Source organism: Enterococcus canis NBRC 100695, from assembly GCF_001544375.1.
Lineage (GTDB): Bacteria > Bacillota > Bacilli > Lactobacillales > Enterococcaceae > Enterococcus_H > Enterococcus_H canis.
This window is the reverse complement of sequence record NZ_BCQJ01000006.1, coordinates 25,996-44,030: the sequence shown is the minus strand read 5'-3', so window position 1 is coordinate 44,030 and position 18,035 is coordinate 25,996. Positions and strand designations below refer to the sequence as shown.

At 34.7% G+C, this 18,035-nt stretch carries 21 protein-coding genes and 1 pseudogene; 20 read left to right on the top strand and 2 right to left on the bottom strand.

The genetic code is table 11. The annotated features are described in order from the left end of the window. The first annotated feature begins 2 nt into the window (after positions 1-2). The 18 genes and pseudogenes from ECA01S_RS09505 to ECA01S_RS14190 all read left to right on the top strand — a co-directional run bounded on the left by ECA01S_RS09505 (position 3) and on the right by ECA01S_RS14190 (position 16,360). On the top strand, positions 3-821 hold the full coding sequence (locus ECA01S_RS09505; protein ID WP_067394536.1) for a YveK family protein: 819 nt from the start codon (positions 3-5) through the stop codon (positions 819-821). 14 nt (positions 822-835) lie between these two features. Continuing rightward, the gene (locus ECA01S_RS09500) at positions 836-1,522 is read left to right on the top strand and encodes a CpsD/CapB family tyrosine-protein kinase (protein WP_067394533.1); all 687 of its coding nucleotides are present in this window, start codon (positions 836-838) and stop codon (positions 1,520-1,522) included. A gap of 15 nt (positions 1,523-1,537) precedes the next feature. Further along, a complete protein-coding gene (locus tag ECA01S_RS09495) occupies positions 1,538-2,281 on the top strand; it encodes a tyrosine-protein phosphatase (RefSeq protein ID WP_067394530.1) in 744 nt (247 codons plus the stop codon). 25 nt (positions 2,282-2,306) lie between these two features. Next, on the top strand, positions 2,307-3,008 hold the full coding sequence (locus ECA01S_RS09490) for a sugar transferase (protein WP_067394527.1): 702 nt from the start codon (positions 2,307-2,309) through the stop codon (positions 3,006-3,008). Between the two features lie 10 nt (positions 3,009-3,018). Further along, on the top strand, positions 3,019-4,215 hold the full coding sequence (locus ECA01S_RS09485; RefSeq protein WP_067394525.1) for a glycosyltransferase family 4 protein: 1,197 nt from the start codon (positions 3,019-3,021) through the stop codon (positions 4,213-4,215). Between the two features lie 12 nt (positions 4,216-4,227). Next, entirely contained in the window at positions 4,228-5,256 is a 1,029-nt protein-coding gene (locus ECA01S_RS09480) for a polysaccharide biosynthesis protein (RefSeq protein WP_067394970.1), read from the top strand. Further along, positions 5,253-6,362: a capsular polysaccharide biosynthesis protein CapF gene (locus ECA01S_RS09475; protein WP_067394523.1), complete on the top strand. Its 1,110-nt coding sequence runs from the start codon at positions 5,253-5,255 to the stop codon at positions 6,360-6,362. Before ECA01S_RS09480 ends, ECA01S_RS09475 begins: the two co-directional genes overlap by 4 nt. Position 6,363: 1 nt before the next feature. Further along, complete coding sequence (gene wecB, locus ECA01S_RS09470; protein ID WP_067394520.1) at positions 6,364-7,488, top strand: non-hydrolyzing UDP-N-acetylglucosamine 2-epimerase; 1,125 nt, start codon at positions 6,364-6,366, stop codon at positions 7,486-7,488. After that, complete coding sequence (locus ECA01S_RS09465) at positions 7,485-8,648, top strand: glycosyltransferase (RefSeq protein WP_067394516.1); 1,164 nt, start codon at positions 7,485-7,487, stop codon at positions 8,646-8,648. Before wecB ends, ECA01S_RS09465 begins: the two co-directional genes overlap by 4 nt. Before the next feature lie 2 nt (positions 8,649-8,650). Further along, positions 8,651-9,994, top strand: coding sequence for an O-antigen polymerase (locus tag ECA01S_RS09460; protein WP_067394513.1), 1,344 nt, complete (start codon positions 8,651-8,653; stop codon positions 9,992-9,994). Positions 9,995-10,024: 30 nt separating this feature from the next. Further along, positions 10,025-11,419, top strand: coding sequence for a lipopolysaccharide biosynthesis protein (locus tag ECA01S_RS09455; RefSeq protein ID WP_067394509.1), 1,395 nt, complete (start codon positions 10,025-10,027; stop codon positions 11,417-11,419). Positions 11,420-11,512: 93 nt separating this feature from the next. Further along, positions 11,513-12,349, top strand: a complete 837-nt coding sequence (locus tag ECA01S_RS09450; protein ID WP_067394506.1) for a LicD family protein — start codon at positions 11,513-11,515, stop codon at positions 12,347-12,349. Beyond that, positions 12,346-12,771, top strand: a complete 426-nt coding sequence (locus ECA01S_RS09445) for an FAD synthase family protein (RefSeq protein ID WP_067394503.1) — start codon at positions 12,346-12,348, stop codon at positions 12,769-12,771. Before ECA01S_RS09450 ends, ECA01S_RS09445 begins: the two co-directional genes overlap by 4 nt. Next, positions 12,764-13,801 carry an asparagine synthase-related protein gene (locus ECA01S_RS09440; RefSeq protein WP_067394500.1) on the top strand — a complete coding sequence of 346 codons (1,038 nt, stop codon included), beginning with the start codon at positions 12,764-12,766 and terminating at the stop codon, positions 13,799-13,801. The genes ECA01S_RS09445 and ECA01S_RS09440 overlap by 8 nt, the downstream gene beginning before the upstream one ends. 115 nt (positions 13,802-13,916) lie before the next feature. Further along, on the top strand, positions 13,917-14,789 hold the full coding sequence (galU, locus tag ECA01S_RS09435) for a UTP--glucose-1-phosphate uridylyltransferase GalU (RefSeq protein WP_067394497.1): 873 nt from the start codon (positions 13,917-13,919) through the stop codon (positions 14,787-14,789). Positions 14,790-14,921: 132 nt separating this feature from the next. Beyond that, entirely contained in the window at positions 14,922-15,431 is a 510-nt protein-coding gene (locus ECA01S_RS09430; protein WP_306304207.1) for a VanZ family protein, read from the top strand. A gap of 161 nt (positions 15,432-15,592) precedes the next feature. After that, a pseudogene (locus ECA01S_RS09425) lies at positions 15,593-15,976 on the top strand (transketolase C-terminal domain-containing protein); the annotation flags it as partial. A gap of 228 nt (positions 15,977-16,204) precedes the next feature. Further along, positions 16,205-16,360 carry a hypothetical protein gene (locus ECA01S_RS14190; protein ID WP_143139593.1) on the top strand — a complete coding sequence of 52 codons (156 nt, stop codon included), beginning with the start codon at positions 16,205-16,207 and terminating at the stop codon, positions 16,358-16,360. Positions 16,361-16,463: 103 nt separating this feature from the next. Here the strand turns inward: ECA01S_RS14190 and ECA01S_RS09420 are convergent, their stop codons facing one another. Both ECA01S_RS09420 and ECA01S_RS14185 read right to left on the bottom strand, forming a co-directional pair. Beyond that, positions 16,464-16,712 carry a hypothetical protein gene (locus ECA01S_RS09420; protein ID WP_067394491.1) on the bottom strand — a complete coding sequence of 83 codons (249 nt, stop codon included), beginning with the start codon at positions 16,710-16,712 and terminating at the stop codon, positions 16,464-16,466. 88 nt (positions 16,713-16,800) lie between these two features. Then, on the bottom strand, positions 16,801-16,971 hold the full coding sequence (locus ECA01S_RS14185; protein ID WP_157490291.1) for a hypothetical protein: 171 nt from the start codon (positions 16,969-16,971) through the stop codon (positions 16,801-16,803). Positions 16,972-17,233: 262 nt separating this feature from the next. Between ECA01S_RS14185 and ECA01S_RS14180 the strand changes: the two genes are divergently transcribed. Both ECA01S_RS14180 and ECA01S_RS14375 read left to right on the top strand, forming a co-directional pair. After that, on the top strand, positions 17,234-17,401 hold the full coding sequence (locus tag ECA01S_RS14180; RefSeq protein WP_169792777.1) for a hypothetical protein: 168 nt from the start codon (positions 17,234-17,236) through the stop codon (positions 17,399-17,401). A 413-nt stretch (positions 17,402-17,814) separates the two neighbouring features. Then, the gene (locus tag ECA01S_RS14375) at positions 17,815-17,970 is read left to right on the top strand and encodes a CAT RNA binding domain-containing protein (protein WP_169792776.1); all 156 of its coding nucleotides are present in this window, start codon (positions 17,815-17,817) and stop codon (positions 17,968-17,970) included. The last annotated feature ends 65 nt before the right edge of the window (positions 17,971-18,035 follow it).

Below are 18,035 nucleotides of genomic sequence, written 5' to 3'. Positions count from 1 at the left end.
AAATGGAAGAAACCATCAGTTTAGGCGAAATTTTCGGGATTTTGAAGAAACGCCTGGTATTGATTATTTTTAGCTTTTTAATCGGCTTAGCTGTTGCCGCAGGGGTCACATTTTTCTTAATTACCCCGAAGTATAGCTCGTCAGCTGAATTAATCGTGCAATCCAAAAATGATAGCTCAAATGCCAATCTACAAGCAGACGTGAATGCGAATGTCCTTTTAATCAACACGTATAAAGATATGATTATGGGCGATGTCGTACTAAACGACGTGCAGGATCAACTAGCCAAAGAGATGGACTATGATCTATCCAAAGCAGAGTTGAAAGAAATCGTCAGGGTGGTCCAATCACAAAATTCACAAATGTTCCAAATTAAAGCCACGTCAGATAATCCTGATAAGGCCTCCGATATCGCCAATGTAACAGCAGATATCTTTAAAGAAAAGGCCACGGACGTATTAGATGTCAATAAAGTAACGATTACTTCCCAAGCACAAGTGAACCCAAGTCCCGTTTCACCAAACAATAAATTGAATGTTGCCATTGGGGCTGTTCTTGGTTTGATGATTGGGATTGGACTAGCCTTTTTACTTGAATTATTGGATAAAACCGTCAAAGATGAACGGATTATCACAGAAGAATTAGAGTTGCCAATTATGGGGGTAATCAGTGAAATCAGCTCTAAAGAACTAAGTAAAGGGTTGAAACTAGACCTTGCGCCTAAGATTGACGTACCACAAGCAACACAAACGACGCAACCGACCGTAACAGAAGAGTCTGATGAAGAGATGCCTAGCCGTCGTTCACGGACACGCGTCTAAAGGAGGAAACGCTCATGTCTAAAAAGAAATCAAAAGTAGAACCCGTTTCCCTCGTGGCAATCGCGGATCAAAATTCTACTATTACGGAACAATATCGCACAATTCGCTCCAATATTCAGTTCACGTCTGTGGATAAAGAATTACAAACGATGGTCGTGACCTCATCAGGACCAAGTGAAGGAAAGTCTACCACTTCTGCCAATTTGGCGGTCGTATTTGCCAATAGTGGCAAGCGGGTTTTACTGGTAGATGCCGATTTGCGGAAACCGACCGTTGCCTTGACCTTCCAGATCCCGAATGCTCGTGGTTTGAGCAATCTTTTAGGAGACCGTACAGCAGATAGTAAGGACTATGCCCAAACAACAATAGTAGAAAATTTATGGGTGATGCCAAGTGGTCCAAAACCGCCAAATCCTTCAGAAATGCTAGGTTCTAAACGCATGGAAGAAGTCATTGCAGAGCTGAGTCAAGAATTTGATTTGATTATCTTTGATATGCCACCTGTTGCGACAGTAACCGATGCGCAGATCTTAGCTGCCAAAACAGACGGAACGTTACTTGTTGTGCGGGAACGTCAAACAAAGAAACAAAATCTTGTAAAAGCATATGATTTACTAAAAATTGCTAAAGCAAATATCTTAGGCGTCGTTTATAATGCCGCTAAAAAAGGCGACGACAGCAGCTATTACTATTACGGATAAGGGAGGTTGTTGATTATGATGGATTTACATTGCCATATTTTGCCAGGTATCGATGACGGTGCCCAAAATCTAAAAGAATCGCTAGAGATGGCAAAAAAAGCGGTAGATCAAGGCATTACACATATCCTGTGTACCCCACATCATAATCAACGCTACCAAAATCCACGAGATGAGATTTTGCAACGTGTTCCGCAGTTGCAAAGAGAATTTGACCAGCGTGGGATTCCCCTGACCTTATTTGAAGGTCAAGAAGTCAGAATCCACCGCAACCTGATTGAAGAAATCAAGCAAAACCGAATTCTGTTTACAGATGTGGAAGATACGTACCTCCTCACGGAATTCCCTACAAGGGAAATTCCTGATTATGCCGAGGAACTACTCTACGAATTACGAACTATGGGAAAAGTCCCTATCATCGTTCATCCAGAACGTAACTTTGGCTTCCAAGACGAGCCCAATCGCCTATTAGGCTTTCTAAATATGGGCTGCTTAGCGCAATTAACTGCACCAAGTATCGTTGGCGTCTTTGGAAAAACCGTTCAAAAACTAAGCAAAGAATTCGTCCAGCACGGACTTGTGCAGATGGTCGCTTCAGATGCACATTCTCGAAAAACGAGGGATTTTTATCTGAAAGAGGCCTACGCAACAATTGAAAAAGATTTTGGAAAAACTGTCATTGAGAAAATGGATCAAACCTGTAAAGATGTAATCAATGGCGATCCCGTTGTGTTAAAGGGGTATACAGCGATAGGGTCGTAAAGATGAAAAAAGTGGGGGATACAATATGGAAAAGCAAGAGGTTGATATTTTAGACAAATTACCAAAAGCTTCCGTTCGATCAGAAGAAGTCTGGTTAGATAAAAGCTCTGTTCAAAATAGAATTTTTTATTTAAGCATGAAACGTTTGATTGATATTGTGGGTAGCGCAGTCGGGTTAGTTTTGGCTAGTCCATTACTCATCTATGTTGCTTACCGAATTCGTCAAGAAGAGCCAGGAAGTCCTGTGTTTTTCAGTCAAGACCGGGTTGGGACGAACGGGAAGACCTTCAAAATGTATAAGTTCCGTTCTATGTGTGTAGATGCGGAAGAAAAAATTGCGGAATTACTGGATCAAAATGAAATTGAGGGCGCGATGTTCAAAATGAAGGACGATCCTCGCGTGACAAAAATTGGGAAAACCATTCGGGCTAAAAGCATCGATGAAATTCCACAACTTTGGAATGTTCTTAAAGGGGATATGAGTCTAATCGGTCCACGCCCACCTTTGGTACGTGAGGTAGCTGAATATACTCGCTATGACCTTCAACGCCTTTACGTAAAACCAGGTTGTTCAGGACTTTGGCAAGTTAGCGGCCGGAACGATGTCGGGTTCCATGACATGGTCGATTTGGATTTGGAGTACATAAAAAGTCAAAGTTTACTTTGTGATATAAAGTTAATATTTAGAACTATTAAGATTATTTTGAAGCCAAATGGGGCTTATTAGGGAGTAATAGATGAAGATTTTGATTGTTTGTCAACATTACTTTCCAGAGCAGTTTAGAATCAATGATATTGCTGAGGAAATGGTCCGCCAGGGACATGAAATCACTGTTTTGACAGGAAAGCCTAATTATCCAGAAGGGAAAATAAAAAAGGGATATTTGATAGGAAGGAAAGTCGAAACAATTAATGGTGTTAAAGTAATACGATGCCCAATAATTCCAAGAAGAAAGAGCAAAATGTTTATGTTGCTCAATTATATATCATATGTCGTAACTGCCAGTATAAAAAGTTGCTTCTTGGAATCTGATTTTGATGTAGTTTATGTATATCAATTAAATCCTGTTACAATGGCAATTCCAGCATTGTTCATAAAAAAATTTAAAAAAATAAATGTACATTTATATTGTTTGGATATATGGCCAGAAGCGGTATCTTCTAGAGGCATGGATGAAGATTCTTTATTTTTTAAGACTGCCTACTGGTTAAGTAAAAAAGTTTACGGTGGAGTCAACAGTATCTCTGTGACCTCACAATTATTTATAGACTATTTTAAAGAGTATTATCCTAATCTATCGGTACCGTCTTATATTCCTCAACATGCTGAAGATATATTTTCTATAGAAGAAGTTACAAAGCATGAAGTATTTACTTTTTGTTTTGCTGGAAATATCGGTAATTTACAAAGTGTAGAAACTATTATAAAGGCTGCTTATTTTTTAAAGAATAAGATTGAGGATGATTTTTTAGTCTTAATTGTTGGAGATGGTGTTGCTAAAGAAAATTGCGAACAACTAGCCAATAAATTAGGCATAGCTGATCGTGTCACATTCGTAGGTAATAAACCACTAACGCAAATGCCTGAATATTATAGAGCTGCTGATGCAATGCTCTTAACTTTAATCAATAATGAAAAAATTGCCTATACGTTACCTGGTAAAACACAATCATACATGGCAATGGGGAAACCGATTGTTGCTGCGATAAGTGGTGAAGCTAAAATTGTTATTGAAGAATCTGATTGTGGATGGGTTTCGCCACCAGAGGATAGCGAATTACTTTCTCTTAATATGCTGAAGTGCATGTCTTCTAATCAAGAACTTTTAAATAGTAAAGGTAAAAATGGTTATAAGTACTATTTGAATCACTTTACAAAAGAAAAATTTATGGATAAAACATTGAGCGAGTTAAAAAAATTGAAAAGAGTGTGAGTATAATTGGATATGAAAGATTTTAGCGGTAAAACTTTATTAATCACTGGAGGAACAGGTTCATTCGGGAATGCTGTTATGAAAGAATTTTTGAAGTCTGATATAAAAGAAATTAGGATTTTTTCTAGAGATGAAAAGAAACAAGATGATATGCGCAAGAAGTATCATAATGAAAAATTGAAATTTTATATTGGTGATGTTAGAGATTCAACCAGTGTGAAAAATGCGATGTATGGTGTGGACTATCTATTCCATGCAGCTGCCCTAAAACAAGTTCCATCATGTGAATTTTTTCCTATTGAAGCAGTTAAAACGAATGTTTTAGGAACAGATAATGTATTGAGTGCTGCTGTAGAATGTAACGTTAAAAAAGTCATCTGTCTCTCTACAGATAAAGCGGCGTATCCAATCAATGCCATGGGAATTTCAAAGGCAATGATGGAAAAAGTTTTTGTGGCAAAAGCAAAAAGTGTTGCAGAAAGTGGCACAGTAATTTGTGGTACCAGATACGGTAATGTAATGGCTTCTCGGGGATCAGTTATTCCATTGTTCATAGAACAAATAAAAGCGGGAAAGCCGTTGACTATTACAGATCCAGATATGACAAGATTCTTAATGAGCTTAGAAGAAGCTGTCAAATTAGTCGTTTTTGCCTTTAAGAATGCAGAAGCCGGAGACAGAATGGTTCAAAAATCTCCTGCATCTACAATACGAGATTTAGCAGAAGCTATTAAACAACTTTTCGAAGTCGATAATGAAATAGCGATAATAGGTACACGTCATGGGGAAAAGAAATATGAAACGCTTCTGACAAAAGAAGAATATCTAGTTGCAGAGGATTTAGGAAACTACTTTAGAGTGCCAGCAGATAATAGAGATTTAAATTATGATAAGTATTTTGTGGAAGGAGACAAGAAACTTTCACAGGAAAATGAATACAATTCTGATAATACGGAACGCTTAACAATCCCTCAAATTAAGGAAAAGTTACTTGAATTAGAGTATGTTAGAGAAGAACTGAAAGCGTGGAAAGCTAAATGAATATTTTAGTAACAGGAGCAAAAGGGTTTGTGGGTCGAAATTTGATTGCTCAATTGAGAAATGAAGGCTATCTAAATATTTTTTCATATGATTTAGATACCCCAGAATATTTATTAGAAGAATATTGCTATAAGGCTGATTTCGTTTTCCATTTGGCTGGTGTTAATCGTCCTAAAGAAGAGACAGAATTTATGGAAGGAAATTTCGGCTTTACTTCTAAGCTACTCAATTTGTTGAAAGAGTATAATAACACTTGTCCTGTAATGATTTCCTCGTCTATTCAAGCAGCTCTTGATAACCCGTATGGATTGAGTAAAAAAGCTGGAGAAGATTTACTATTTGATTATCAAAAAGAAACTGGTGCGCATGTATATGTGTATCGATTTGCAAATCTGTACGGTAAATGGTCAAAACCTAACTACAATACAGTTGTTGCCACTTTTTGCTATAAAATTGCTCGTGGTGAAGAAGTTCAGGTGAATGACGCTAATGCAAAAATTTCACTTTGTTACATTGACGATGTTGTTTCAGAACTTTTGAATTGTTTAAAAGGCTATCCAACAAAGGCCGAACAATTCTGTATAGTTAAGGAAATTGATGAAATATCAATTGGTGAATTAAAACGAATGATTGAATCTTTTAAAGAAAGCCGTCATACGCTCTCTTTACCAGATTTTGATTATAGGATTGAAAAAAATCTATATAGCACTTATTTGAGTTTTTTACCAGAAGATGAGTTTTCGTATCCCTTAAACATGAATATAGATGAGCGCGGCTCTTTCACTGAATTTCTTAGGACATCTGATCGTGGACAAGTATCGATTAATATTTCAAAACCAGGTATTACAAAAGGAAATCACTGGCACCATACTAAAAATGAAAAATTTTTAGTAGTTAGTGGAACTGGAGTAATTCGTTTTCGAAATATTGATTCTAAAGAAGTCATTGAATACTTTGTGTCAGGTGAAAAACTAGAAGTAGTTGATATTCCTGTTGGTTATACACATAATATTGAAAATCTTGGCACTACCGATATGGTGACCGTCATGTGGGTTAATGAACCATTCGATTCAGCTCATCCAGATACTTATTACGTGGAGGTTTAATATGAAGAAACTTAAAGTTATGACTGTTGTCGGTACACGGCCAGAAATTATCCGCTTAGCAGCAGTAATTAATCGATTAGAAGAATCTGAAGCTATTGAGCATGTGCTAGTGCATACAGGACAAAACTATGACTATGAACTGAACGAAGTTTTTTTTGAAGATTTCAAATTGAGAAAGCCTGATTATTTCTTAAATGCTGCTGTTGGAACAGCTATTGAAACTGTTGGAAATATTCTAATTAAAATTGATCCTATTTTAGAAGAGGTAAACCCAGATGCCTTTTTAGTATTAGGTGATACTAATAGTTGTCTATGTGCGATTGCTGCCAAGCGTCGACACATTCCTATTTTTCATATGGAAGCGGGAAATCGCTGCTTTGATCAACGGGTCCCAGAAGAAACAAATCGTAAAATTGTGGACCATACTGCTGACATTAATTTAACTTACAGTGATATTGCACGGGAATATTTATTAAGAGAAGGGTTACCTGCAGACCGTATCATTAAAACAGGTAGTCCTATGTTTGAAGTATTGAACTCTCGTAAGGAAGATATTGAAAACTCGGATATTTTGACAAAATTAAATCTACAAAAAGATGAATACTTTGTTGTATCAGCGCATCGTGAAGAAAATATTAATTCTGAAAAGAATTTCATGGGATTAATAGGCAGTCTCAATACAATTGCTGAACGCTATGGTTTACCAATTATCATCAGCACACATCCACGTACTATGAAGATGATTGAAGCTAAAGGTATTAAATTTAATGAACTTGTTCAAACGATGAAACCTATGGGATTTAATGACTACAATAAATTACAATTAAATGCAAAAGCAGTGCTTAGTGATAGTGGTACTATTAGTGAAGAGTCTTCTATTTTAGGCTTCAAAGCTTTAAATATACGACAAGCACATGAGCGACCTGAAGCAATGGAAGAAGCTAGTGTGATGATGGTGGGATTAGATAAAAAAAGAATTTTGCAAGGATTGAAAGTCTTAGAGACACAGAAAAAAGATACGTTGCGTCACGTGGCAGATTATTCAATGCCTAATGTTTCTGAAAAAGTATTGCGAATTATTTTGAGTTATACGGATTATGTGAATCGTGTGGTGTGGAGTAAATGAAAGTATTACTTGTAAATTCCTTTTGTGGATTTGGTAGTACAGGAAGAATCTGTACTGATTTATATGAAATATCATCACAACGTGGACACGAAACAATAATTGCTTATGGGAGAGAACCATTTAATAATGATAGTAGGATTAATATATATAAAATAGGCAATAAATTATCAGTATATAATCATGTTTTTCAAACTAGATTATTTGATAGACATGGATTTGCTTCTAAAATCTCGACACTTCTTTTTCTTAATTTTGTAAGGAAATATCAACCAGATGTAATCCATTTACATAATTTGCATGGTTATTACATTAACTATCCAATATTGTTCAAATTTTTATCCAAAGAATATAAAGGGAAAATAGTTTGGACATTACATGATGAGTGGATTCTATCAATGCACGGAGCTTATATTGATAATGTTGAAGCTGATAAGAGAAGTAGAGTGCTGTTGAAAGAATATCCCAAAGCATATTTTAGATTGTGGAACAATTTGAAACAGAAAAAGAAATTTTTCACTTCTACCAATCAGCTGACGCTTGTGAGCCCTTCAAAATGGCTTAGTAATATTTTAGAAACCAGCTACTTAGATGGCTACGATATTAGAACTATAAATAATGGAATAGATTTGAAAAAATTTTTTCCTGATTTTAAGAATGAACTTAAAAGTAATAAATTAATATTGCTTTTTGTTGCCAGTATTTGGGAGGAACGTAAGGGATATGAAGAAATAAGGAAATTAATTAGTATTTTAGGTAATGAAAAATACGAATTTGTTATAATCGGCGAATTAGAAAAGCAAATTAAAAAAATTAGAAATGCTGTGCATATTTCGAGAACATCCGATATTTCAGAATTACGAGAGTGGTATTCTAAAGCCTATTGTTTTATCAATTTAACATTGGCAGACAATTTTCCTACAACTAATATAGAAGCATTGGCTTGTGGCACTCCAGTGATAACATATGACTCTGGTGGGAGTGGAGAAGCTATAGAGGAAAGTGTAGGATGTGTTATTAAAAGAGGAGATTTGAATAGTGTAGTTAAAGCCCTCGATGAGAAGATACCTCTAATTTCACGAGAACAGTGTGTAGCTATTGCCCATAATTATGATAAATGGGATAGTTTTAAGAAATATATTGACATTTATGAAGAGGGGTAATAATGAGTTTTAAATTAGGAATATTTTTAGGTGTGTTATATTGGATAGGCTCTTCAATTTGGATTATAACATCAAACATTGATACGGTTATAATCAGTAGCTTTTTTCTTGCGAACTCACTAATAGTTTTATTATATTTATTCAGTACTTCAAGAAAAAATAATTATTTTAATTTATCTATAGTAATTTTTTTCATAATTTTTTTCATAATTGCTCCTATAAATCAACTGAGAGAATCATTTTTTCCAAATACGATGGTTGCTAGTCAAGAAATAGTTGTTAGAGGATTACTTATCACCTCTATGTTTCTATTTGTTTATATGATTTCATCGTTAATAATGCAAAGAAAATCAGGAAAGAAAATAGCATATACTGACTTTAGTAACGAAACAATCAACAACTATATCTATATTATAATGCTTTCTATTTTTTTGATTTTTTTTATAACAAATTTCTCGGAAATTATTCTGAAAATGACAGATAAATTTGCATATTCAAAATTGAATTTAGATTCTACGAAAGAATTGATAATATACAAATGCATATTCTTTTTCCCTCTTTTTCCAATCATAAATATCCTATCAACAAGAAAAAGACTAACGAAGAAGGAAAAATTGTTTCTAACATTTTGTATAATTTTACTAATTTTGGTGAAAAACCCTCTTATTGAGAAAAGAAATGCGATAGGTCCATTATATCTATCTATACTGCTATTTTTTTATCGTAGTAAGAACTTGAATAATATATATACTTTATTATTACTGGCTTCTCTAACTATCTTTTTCCCATTGATACAAATTTTTACTAATGCTGGTGGATTGAATAATTTAGGCGAAGTTGATATTCTTGGACAACTTAATCGAGGCTATATTAGCTTGGATTATGATGCCTTTTCTAATTTATTAGCAGATATACAGTATGTTGATACTTATGGGGTACTGAATTTTGCAAACCTTATTGGAGCAATTTTATTTTTTATTCCTAGAAGTTTGTGGATGACTAAACCACTAAGTTCTGGGCAGATGATAGGAAACTACTTAGAAACCTATCATGCAATGTGGTTTAATAATCTATCTAATCCTTTTGTAGGGGAAGGATACTTAGCTTACGGATTTCTTGGAGTGATTCTATTTGCAATAGTATTGTCAATATTTGGAAGGAAAGTCATAGAACTCTTAAATCGAGATGGTGTAGATAATTTTGTCGGGATTTTCATTTCTGTTTTTCTAATTTTCTTTTTACGAGGAGATTTAATGAACGGTATTGCTTATTTGATGGGGTTCGTTATGGCCATTTATTTTATTCCTAAATTTCTGTATAAAGTAATTGGGTACTTTCATGGCTAGTCTTTCTAAAAATAAGATTTGGAGCTTAATATGAATGATTTAAAAAGAGTATTACGTGGAACTGGTGTGTATTTGATTGGTACTATTTTTACCAAAATGATTCAGTTTTTTTTGCTACCAATATATACTGAAAGTTTATCACCATTAGAGTATGGTACTTATGATTTGGAGTTAGCATACGCTACCATTTTATGGTCATCAATTTATTTAGATATTTATGGAGGAATTCTACGATTTATATTTGAATATAAAGATAACAAAGAAAAACCAGTATACAATGGCTTATTAATATTTTTATCTTCTACTGTCTTGTATGGAGTATTTATTTTAATTGCCAACTTAATTTTTGGTAATATATTTCAATATCCAATATGGATATTTCTTGTGGGCTTTACGACAGTACTACAACAAGTTGTTGGCTATGTTTCAAGGGGATATGGAGATAATCGGACATTCATAATTGGAGGTATTTTAGGTAGCATATTTACGTTTACTACTGCATTTTTATTTTTGAAAATATTCTCGATGCAATACTATGCAATATATCTTTCCACTATAATAGGTATGGTTGTGAATGCAGTTTATGTAGGATACAAAATTCATTTTTTCAAATTTATAAAAATGAGATACTACGATTATAAAGTGTTATATGAAATGTTGAAATATTCTATTCCATTAAGTGTAAATAGCGTGTCGTATTGGTTGCTAACGGGAGCAAATCGAATTATTATAGCGAATTTTCTTTCAGTATCTGAAAACGGCCTATATGCTATTGTCGGAAAATTTGGAGCAATCATTTCTTTATTTACTCAAGCTTTTCAAATGGCGTGGCAAGAACTCAGCTTTTCTAAGGCGGGTACTAATAATGAAGATCTGGGATGCTTTTATACAAAAGCGCTAAATAAATTCTTAATTGTAATACTAGGTGGTGCTACTATAACGATTCCTTTCATAAAGTTTATTTTTCCAATATTTATTGATTCGAAATATAGTGAGGCAATTTATCTAGTTCCATTTACAATATTGGCAGCTGTTTTTACTGCGTATTCCTCATTTTTATCAAGTATAATAGGTACTCTAAAGAAAACAAAAATAATATTTACCACTACTTTATCAGGTGCTGTAGTAAATATTGTCTTTTTACTATTAACAATAAACTTTCTGGGCATTCAATCTGCAACTATTTCCCTCACTTTAGGATATTTTGTAATGTTCATAAGAAGACTGCAATTAGTTAATAAGACGCTCCAAGTAAATGTATATTGGAAAGATTTCATTATTTCTTGTGCAGTATATTTTGTTACATCTAGCGTCTTTACATACTATGGTAACCTAATCAATGTAGGAATGCTGTTTATTGTAATTATTTTCTATTTGATTTATTTTAAAGAAGATATTTTAAAAATTAAAAACTCTTTATTCTAAAGGAACGTTAATGAAAAGCAATTATTTTGTGATTTCGTATATGCTACTTATTTTTCACTAGCACGGTTATTATCGAAAGGAGATAATTTAGAATTGAAAATAGAGCTTCTACAAAATGAAATAAACAGTATTTTTAAAGAAGTAAGAAAAATTTGTGAGAGGCATAACTTAAATTATTTCGCAATAGGGGGTACTTGTTTAGGTGCAGTTAGGCACGCTGGTTTTATTCCTTGGGATGATGATTTAGACATAGCGTTGCCAAGAGACGATTATGAAAAATTGAAGTACTACTTGAAGCTAGAATTACCTTTTCCATTTGAATTAAGAGATGAGAAAAGTATTTATTATAATGAAGTTGTACATTCAAAAGTACACAAAACTACAACAACTTTTATACAAGAAAATTTAAAAGAGTACCCAGAGAGAGATTCAGGGATTTTTATTGATATCATGCCATTAGATGGTATTCCTGAGAAGAATTTAAGTAAGAAGCTATTCTATTTACGTTTGAAGGTACTATTACTTCTGAATAGAACTCAAAAATTTGGTTACTTTTCTGATAATTCAAAAAAAAGTAAATTTTTTGCAAAAATTACTTGGCCTGCTAAATTATTTCCTAAGGATTTTTTTCTAAATTTATATCTTAGATTAGTTAAGAAATATTCATTTGAAAATGCAAGTAGTTCTGCTTTCTTATGGTCATTTGCAATGGATAGGATAACTTTTAAGACGGAGGATTTTAGAGGATATGTAGAAACTGATTTTGAAGATGGAACTATAAGGGTTCCTAAGGGATTTGATACATATTTAAGAAATCAGTACGGAAATTATATGGAACTTCCAAGTGAAGAGAATAGGGTTCCGTCTCATAAAGCAGAGAAAATAGATATTCACAATTCTTATAAATATTACAGGGAGAACTTATCATGATAATTGGATATACTTCGGGAGTCTATGACTTATTTCATATAGGTCATCTAAACCTTTTAAAAAATGCTAAGGGTATGTGTGACAAGCTGGTTGTCGGAGTGACAGTCGATGAGTTAGTAACTTATAAAGGAAAAAGAGCTATCATTCCTTTCGAAGATCGAGCAGAAATAGTTAGAAACATAAAGTGGGTCGATGCTGTTGTACCACAATATGATATGGATAAAGTCAAAATGTGTAAAAAGCTCCATGCAGATGTTCTTTTTGTTGGTGATGACTGGTATGATACAGACAAATGGAGAGCGTTTGAAGAAGAACTAAGCCAGATAAATGTTGACATAGTTTATTTTCCATATACAAAGGGAGTTTCATCAACTAAAATAACACAAGCATTGAAGCTTGCTAGGGAGAATCAGGATGATTGATAAAAAGTATTGTATGAATTCATACCTAACATATAGATATATAGTAGATGAAAATAAATCTTTCTCTGATGAGATTATTCCTCACTACTATAATAGTAGCAGTAAACGAATTGAAGTTTTAGATAGCGGGGATACATTAGAAAATATAAAGCGAACGATAAATGATACTTTTAGTAGCAAAGATTCTACAGCACTAATGCTTAGTGGAGGCATTGATTCAGCAATTTTAGCCAGATTGGTACCCAAGGGAACTAAAGCTTTTACTTTCCAACCGGATTTACAGGAAAGTGTATCTGAGGTAGAAATTGCTAGAGAAGTGGCTAAAATGAATGAATTAGATCATGAAGTTATTAAAATATCTTGGGATGATTATGATTCCAGTATAGATAGTTTAATGACTCAAAAAGGTGCACCAATTCATTCTATTGAGCCTCAGATTTATAAAGCTGCTTCTGTCGCGAAAAATATGGGCTATGAGAAACTGCTTTTTGGAGAGGCTGCAGATGCAGTATTTGGTGGGTTGAGTGGCTTGTTATCTAAAGACTATACTGTTGAAGAATTTTATAAAAGATATAGTTTTGTAGACTCTGAGTTAGTTCTAAAGGACTTTCAAAAAATAATTAGCCCTATAAAAGCATATGAAACTAATGGTGAAGTTGATGTTCATGGATTTTTAAACGAAGTTTTCTTTAAGGAGAGTAACTCCTCATATGAAAATGCTTGTAATCTTGCAGGTATAGAATTTATTTCTCCTTTTAATAAACTAATCATGAAGAAACCACTAGATTTAGAGAGAGTTAGAAATGGAGAAAATAAATATATATTACGGGAAATATACAATGATTTGTATCCTGGTGTAACTCCTAGACCTAAATTACCTATGCCCCGTCCGGTTAATGAGTTTTTCAAAAATTGGGGTGGACCAACAAGAGATGAGTTTAGAAGTGACATTGAAATTACAAACTTTACTGGGGATCAAAAATGGATGATTTATTGTTTAGAAAGATTCTTAAATCTATTTAATCTTTAAATTTCTAGCCCTGAAAGTATATACTAAATGATAAATATATAGTACTCGGAAGATCTTATTTATGACTATCTTCATTAAAGAAGTTAGATTTTTAATGAGAGAGCGGAGAAGATAAATGAAAAAAGTGCGTAAAGCAATCATTCCTGCTGCGGGATTAGGGACTCGTTTTTTACCTGCGACTAAGGCAGTTGCAAAAGAAATGTTACCAATTGTGGATAAACCTACGATTCAATTTATCGTGGAAGAAGCCATTGCATCTGGGATTGAGGATATTTTAGTGATTACAGGCAAGGCAAAACGCCCGATTGAAGATCACTTTGATGCGAATATTGAGTTGGAACAAAATCTTTCAGCTAAAGGGAAAGATGACTTACTGAAGTTGGTTGAAGAAACAACAGACATCAACTTGCATTTCATCAGACAGAAACGTCCTCGTGGCTTGGGCGATGCGGTGTTACAGGCAAAAGCTTTTGTAGGTGATGAGCCGTTTGTTGTAATGTTGGGCGATGATATTATGCAAGATAAAGTACCATTGACTAAACAGTTGATTGACAACTATGCGGAGACTCAGGCGGCTACGTTAGCGGTGATGAAAGTTCCTCATGAAGAAACTTCAAAATATGGGATTATTGCACCAGATGGACAAGTGTCAAAAGGTCTTTATAGTGTGCGTAACTTTGTGGAAAAGCCGTCACCAAAGAATGCACCGAGCGATTTGGCGATTATTGGTCGCTACTTGTTAACCCCACAAATTTTTGATATTTTAATGAATCAAGCACCTGGTGCAGGGAATGAGATTCAATTAACGGATGCCATTGATACCTTGAATAAAACGCAACGTGTTTTTGCTCACGAATTTATGGGCAAGCGCTATGACGTTGGGGATAAGTTAGGCATGGTGGAAGCAAATATTGAATTTGGCTTGAAACATCCTGAAATCAAAGATGCCTTGAAAGTTTATATCAAAGATTTAGCAGCTACGTTATAATAGAATAAATTCGATAGCGTCCGAAGTTGGGCGCTATTTTTTATAGGATGTGATAACATGCGTTGGTTAAAATGGTTACTCTCTTTTTTCATAGCAATAATGGTGAGTGTGTGTAGTGTTCACTTTCTAACTATGCCGACTTTATTACGATACCCACGGATTGAAAAAGTCATGGATCGCTTCGCTTTTACTGAAGTGATATTGATGTTATTTGTTTTTTTAGCTACGTGGTTATTCTATCTTCAATGGGAACGGCAAAAATTTTCGGTTATCTACAGCTATTTAGTTTATAGTGTATATTTATTTCTGTTGTTTGTCGTGTTATTTACCAAAGCGAAAAAGTATCATGCTGTGAGCTGGAATCCTATTGATTTCTTACAGTTAGAACGAGTTCACCTATCTGAAGCGTTTCTAAATGTGGTCTATTTTATTCCATTAGGGATTTTGTATGGGATGAAAGCACGAGTGAAAGAATTTTTTGTGATTGCACTCCTCACCATTATTGGAATTGAAACTATCCAATATGTTTTTTACTTAGGGACCTTTGCATTGAGTGATATTTTTCTGAACCTTCTAGGTTGTTGGATTGGGTTTCAAATATGGCCGCTTATTAAGCAACGTATGGCGGATGTGGATAACTAAAATAAATTATTTTGTCATTTCAAAATGTACCCACAAACTGCTGTGAATTTTGTGGGTAATTATTGAGATTTCAATACTCATAATAAGGCAATCTAACAGAATATTTTATTAAAACCAGTTTATCCACATTTGATGACACAATAAGATTGGAAGACACTACCCTAGTACGTGAAGGACAAGACTATTTAATTGTAGCAGCAGGTCAATTGGTTTCTGAAGCTCTTGAGATTGCAGAACAATTAGCTGAAAGAAATATTTCGGCAGATGTCGTTGACATGTTCACCATCAAGCCGTTGGATGAAGAGTTACTATTAGAACGTCTAGTGGGTAAGAAAGGCGTCATTACTATAGAAAACCACTCTATCATCGGTGGATTAGGTAGTGCAGTTGCCGAAGTTTTAGCAGATAACGGGTTAGCAGTTCCGTTGAAACGGATTGGTGTTGAAAATCGTTTTGGACAAGTAGGAACACCAGAATTCTTACAAGAAGAATTTGGTCTTACAACAAAAACGATGCTAGAACGTTTAGAAGACTTTTTGAACTAGAGTTATGAATAAAACACAGCTCTCACACGTATAACGTGAAAGCTGTGTTTTTTGTTATTCTTCGTTGTAAATACGAAGATGTAAACAATTTGCTCTTAATGGTAAGCGTTTTCTTGGAACGGTGAAATATGCTATAATTAGAGTAACAAATCATGATTGTTCTGTGAGTCGTTAGGCTTTGTTCACTGAGGTTGTAGGGAAAGGTCACTATAAGGGTGGTGATTTCAAATGCCAAATTTTGATTTATGGAAGTGGGCCGCTGGCAAGAGAACCGGGAAAGAAGCTACTTACAGCAAGAAAAATTGGTTGTATGTGTTACTGATGCTAGGAACGTTTGTAGGTATCATGCTCCTTTATTACGTGATATCGGTAGTTTGGAATTAGACGTTAAGTGGACAGACTCTAGTTTGTTCACTTTTTTTGTTGTAAGAAGAGGCGGAATTACCTTAGTTTTAGAACGTGAGTTTTCCACAGGTTTTGGCGACTACTACCGCTGCCAATTTTTCATTAGAAAGTGAATCAGCGAATAGAGGAAGTAAATGATTGCTACGACAATTATAAATTTGAAGAAATTCAGCATAAACACCAAATTGAAGGCATATTTCATCCACAGTCCCCACAAAATCGCAGCAAGGATGACTTTTCCAGTTGTGGATAACTTTCTTACTAGAAGCCAGTACAGAAAATCTTCATTGGGTTGTTTACTATTTTGGTATGCCTCTCGCCACTTTTTCATCTGCAAAACTCCTTTTATTGAATGATAGCATACCCGTTAATAAGAGAAAACAGGCGGAGTTTCGGTCATGTATTGAATCCTTGGTAAATTACCGTTTCGCTAGTAGTTTCCGATATAAAATCCAGTTTAATAGTGTACTTAGAAACAATAAAATCCCAGGAAGCCACATTAGGGTGCCCTCTGATTGCCACTTCCATAGATAGATAATCACCAATGACACTAAAAGTAAACTGAAAAAAATATCAACCATTTTTTTCATATGAATCTCCTCCTTATCGCTGTGTGATGCTTTCCGTTTCTTCTTGCCCAATCATACCATTAGCATAGCATACTGGCAATTAAATAGACGGTAGATTCACTATTTAAGAGTATTTTGCGAAAGAATGAAGCCCCTTTCATCAAGGCGAGAGGGGCTTTCATTTATGTAAGTTAATTCTAGCGATTTTCGATGTCTAAAAGGGGCGTTTGGGTGTATAACAGAGATAGGATAAAGAGCAGGGAGGAGAAAGATATTGATGAAAATGGCAATCGTGTTAGCAGGCGATGTAGGGGCATACTTTTTTTATGGGATATTCGCGGAAAATATAGGACAACTTTTTCGAAACAAAAAAATATCGGGCATGACTATAAGGAATCAATTCCGCTTTCTCTGGCTTGAAGCAAAACATAGCTTTAGACATAAAGGATAGATTACGGACCAAGAAGAGGTGGAATGGCTCTTTTTTTGGATACTGAACATCTTAATATTGTTATTTTTCGTTATTTCAAAAAACTTGCGCGTGTTCGCTTGATTTATTGAATCGTTTTCATTACACTTGTTTTGAATAGAAAGAAAAAAGGCACTCCGCACTTTAGTTGCAGCTAAAGTACAGAGCCTTGATTAGTCAGCTAGAACTGGCCCATCAAGTTGCCATAGTCAATGCTGTGCATCGACGTTATTATTGTACCGAATTCAAGGGGGAATTACTACCTTTTTCTCAGGAACAATTCTAGCGAAGAAGCCTGCTTATTTCGCTATGTCAAGGTATTGGGCAAAAGTCCGATACCTTTTTTGTTTGGTTCAAAAAGCGAGCTTTCTATTCAAAATAAGGAGGGCGAATCCATGAAAATCATCAAAGTACTTTGTAGTAACGCAGTAATGGTTGTTGCGGGAGAAAAAGAACTCATCTTGGTGGGGCGTGGGATTGGTTTTGGCCGAAAGAAAGGAGAGTGGGTAAATCACGAAGGGGTGGAAAAAGTATTTCAAAAACAAGAATGAAGAGAGAGTGACTGTTCGGCAGGCTTGATCCTATCCATTAATTGGAGGGGGCAAGCCTGTTTTTG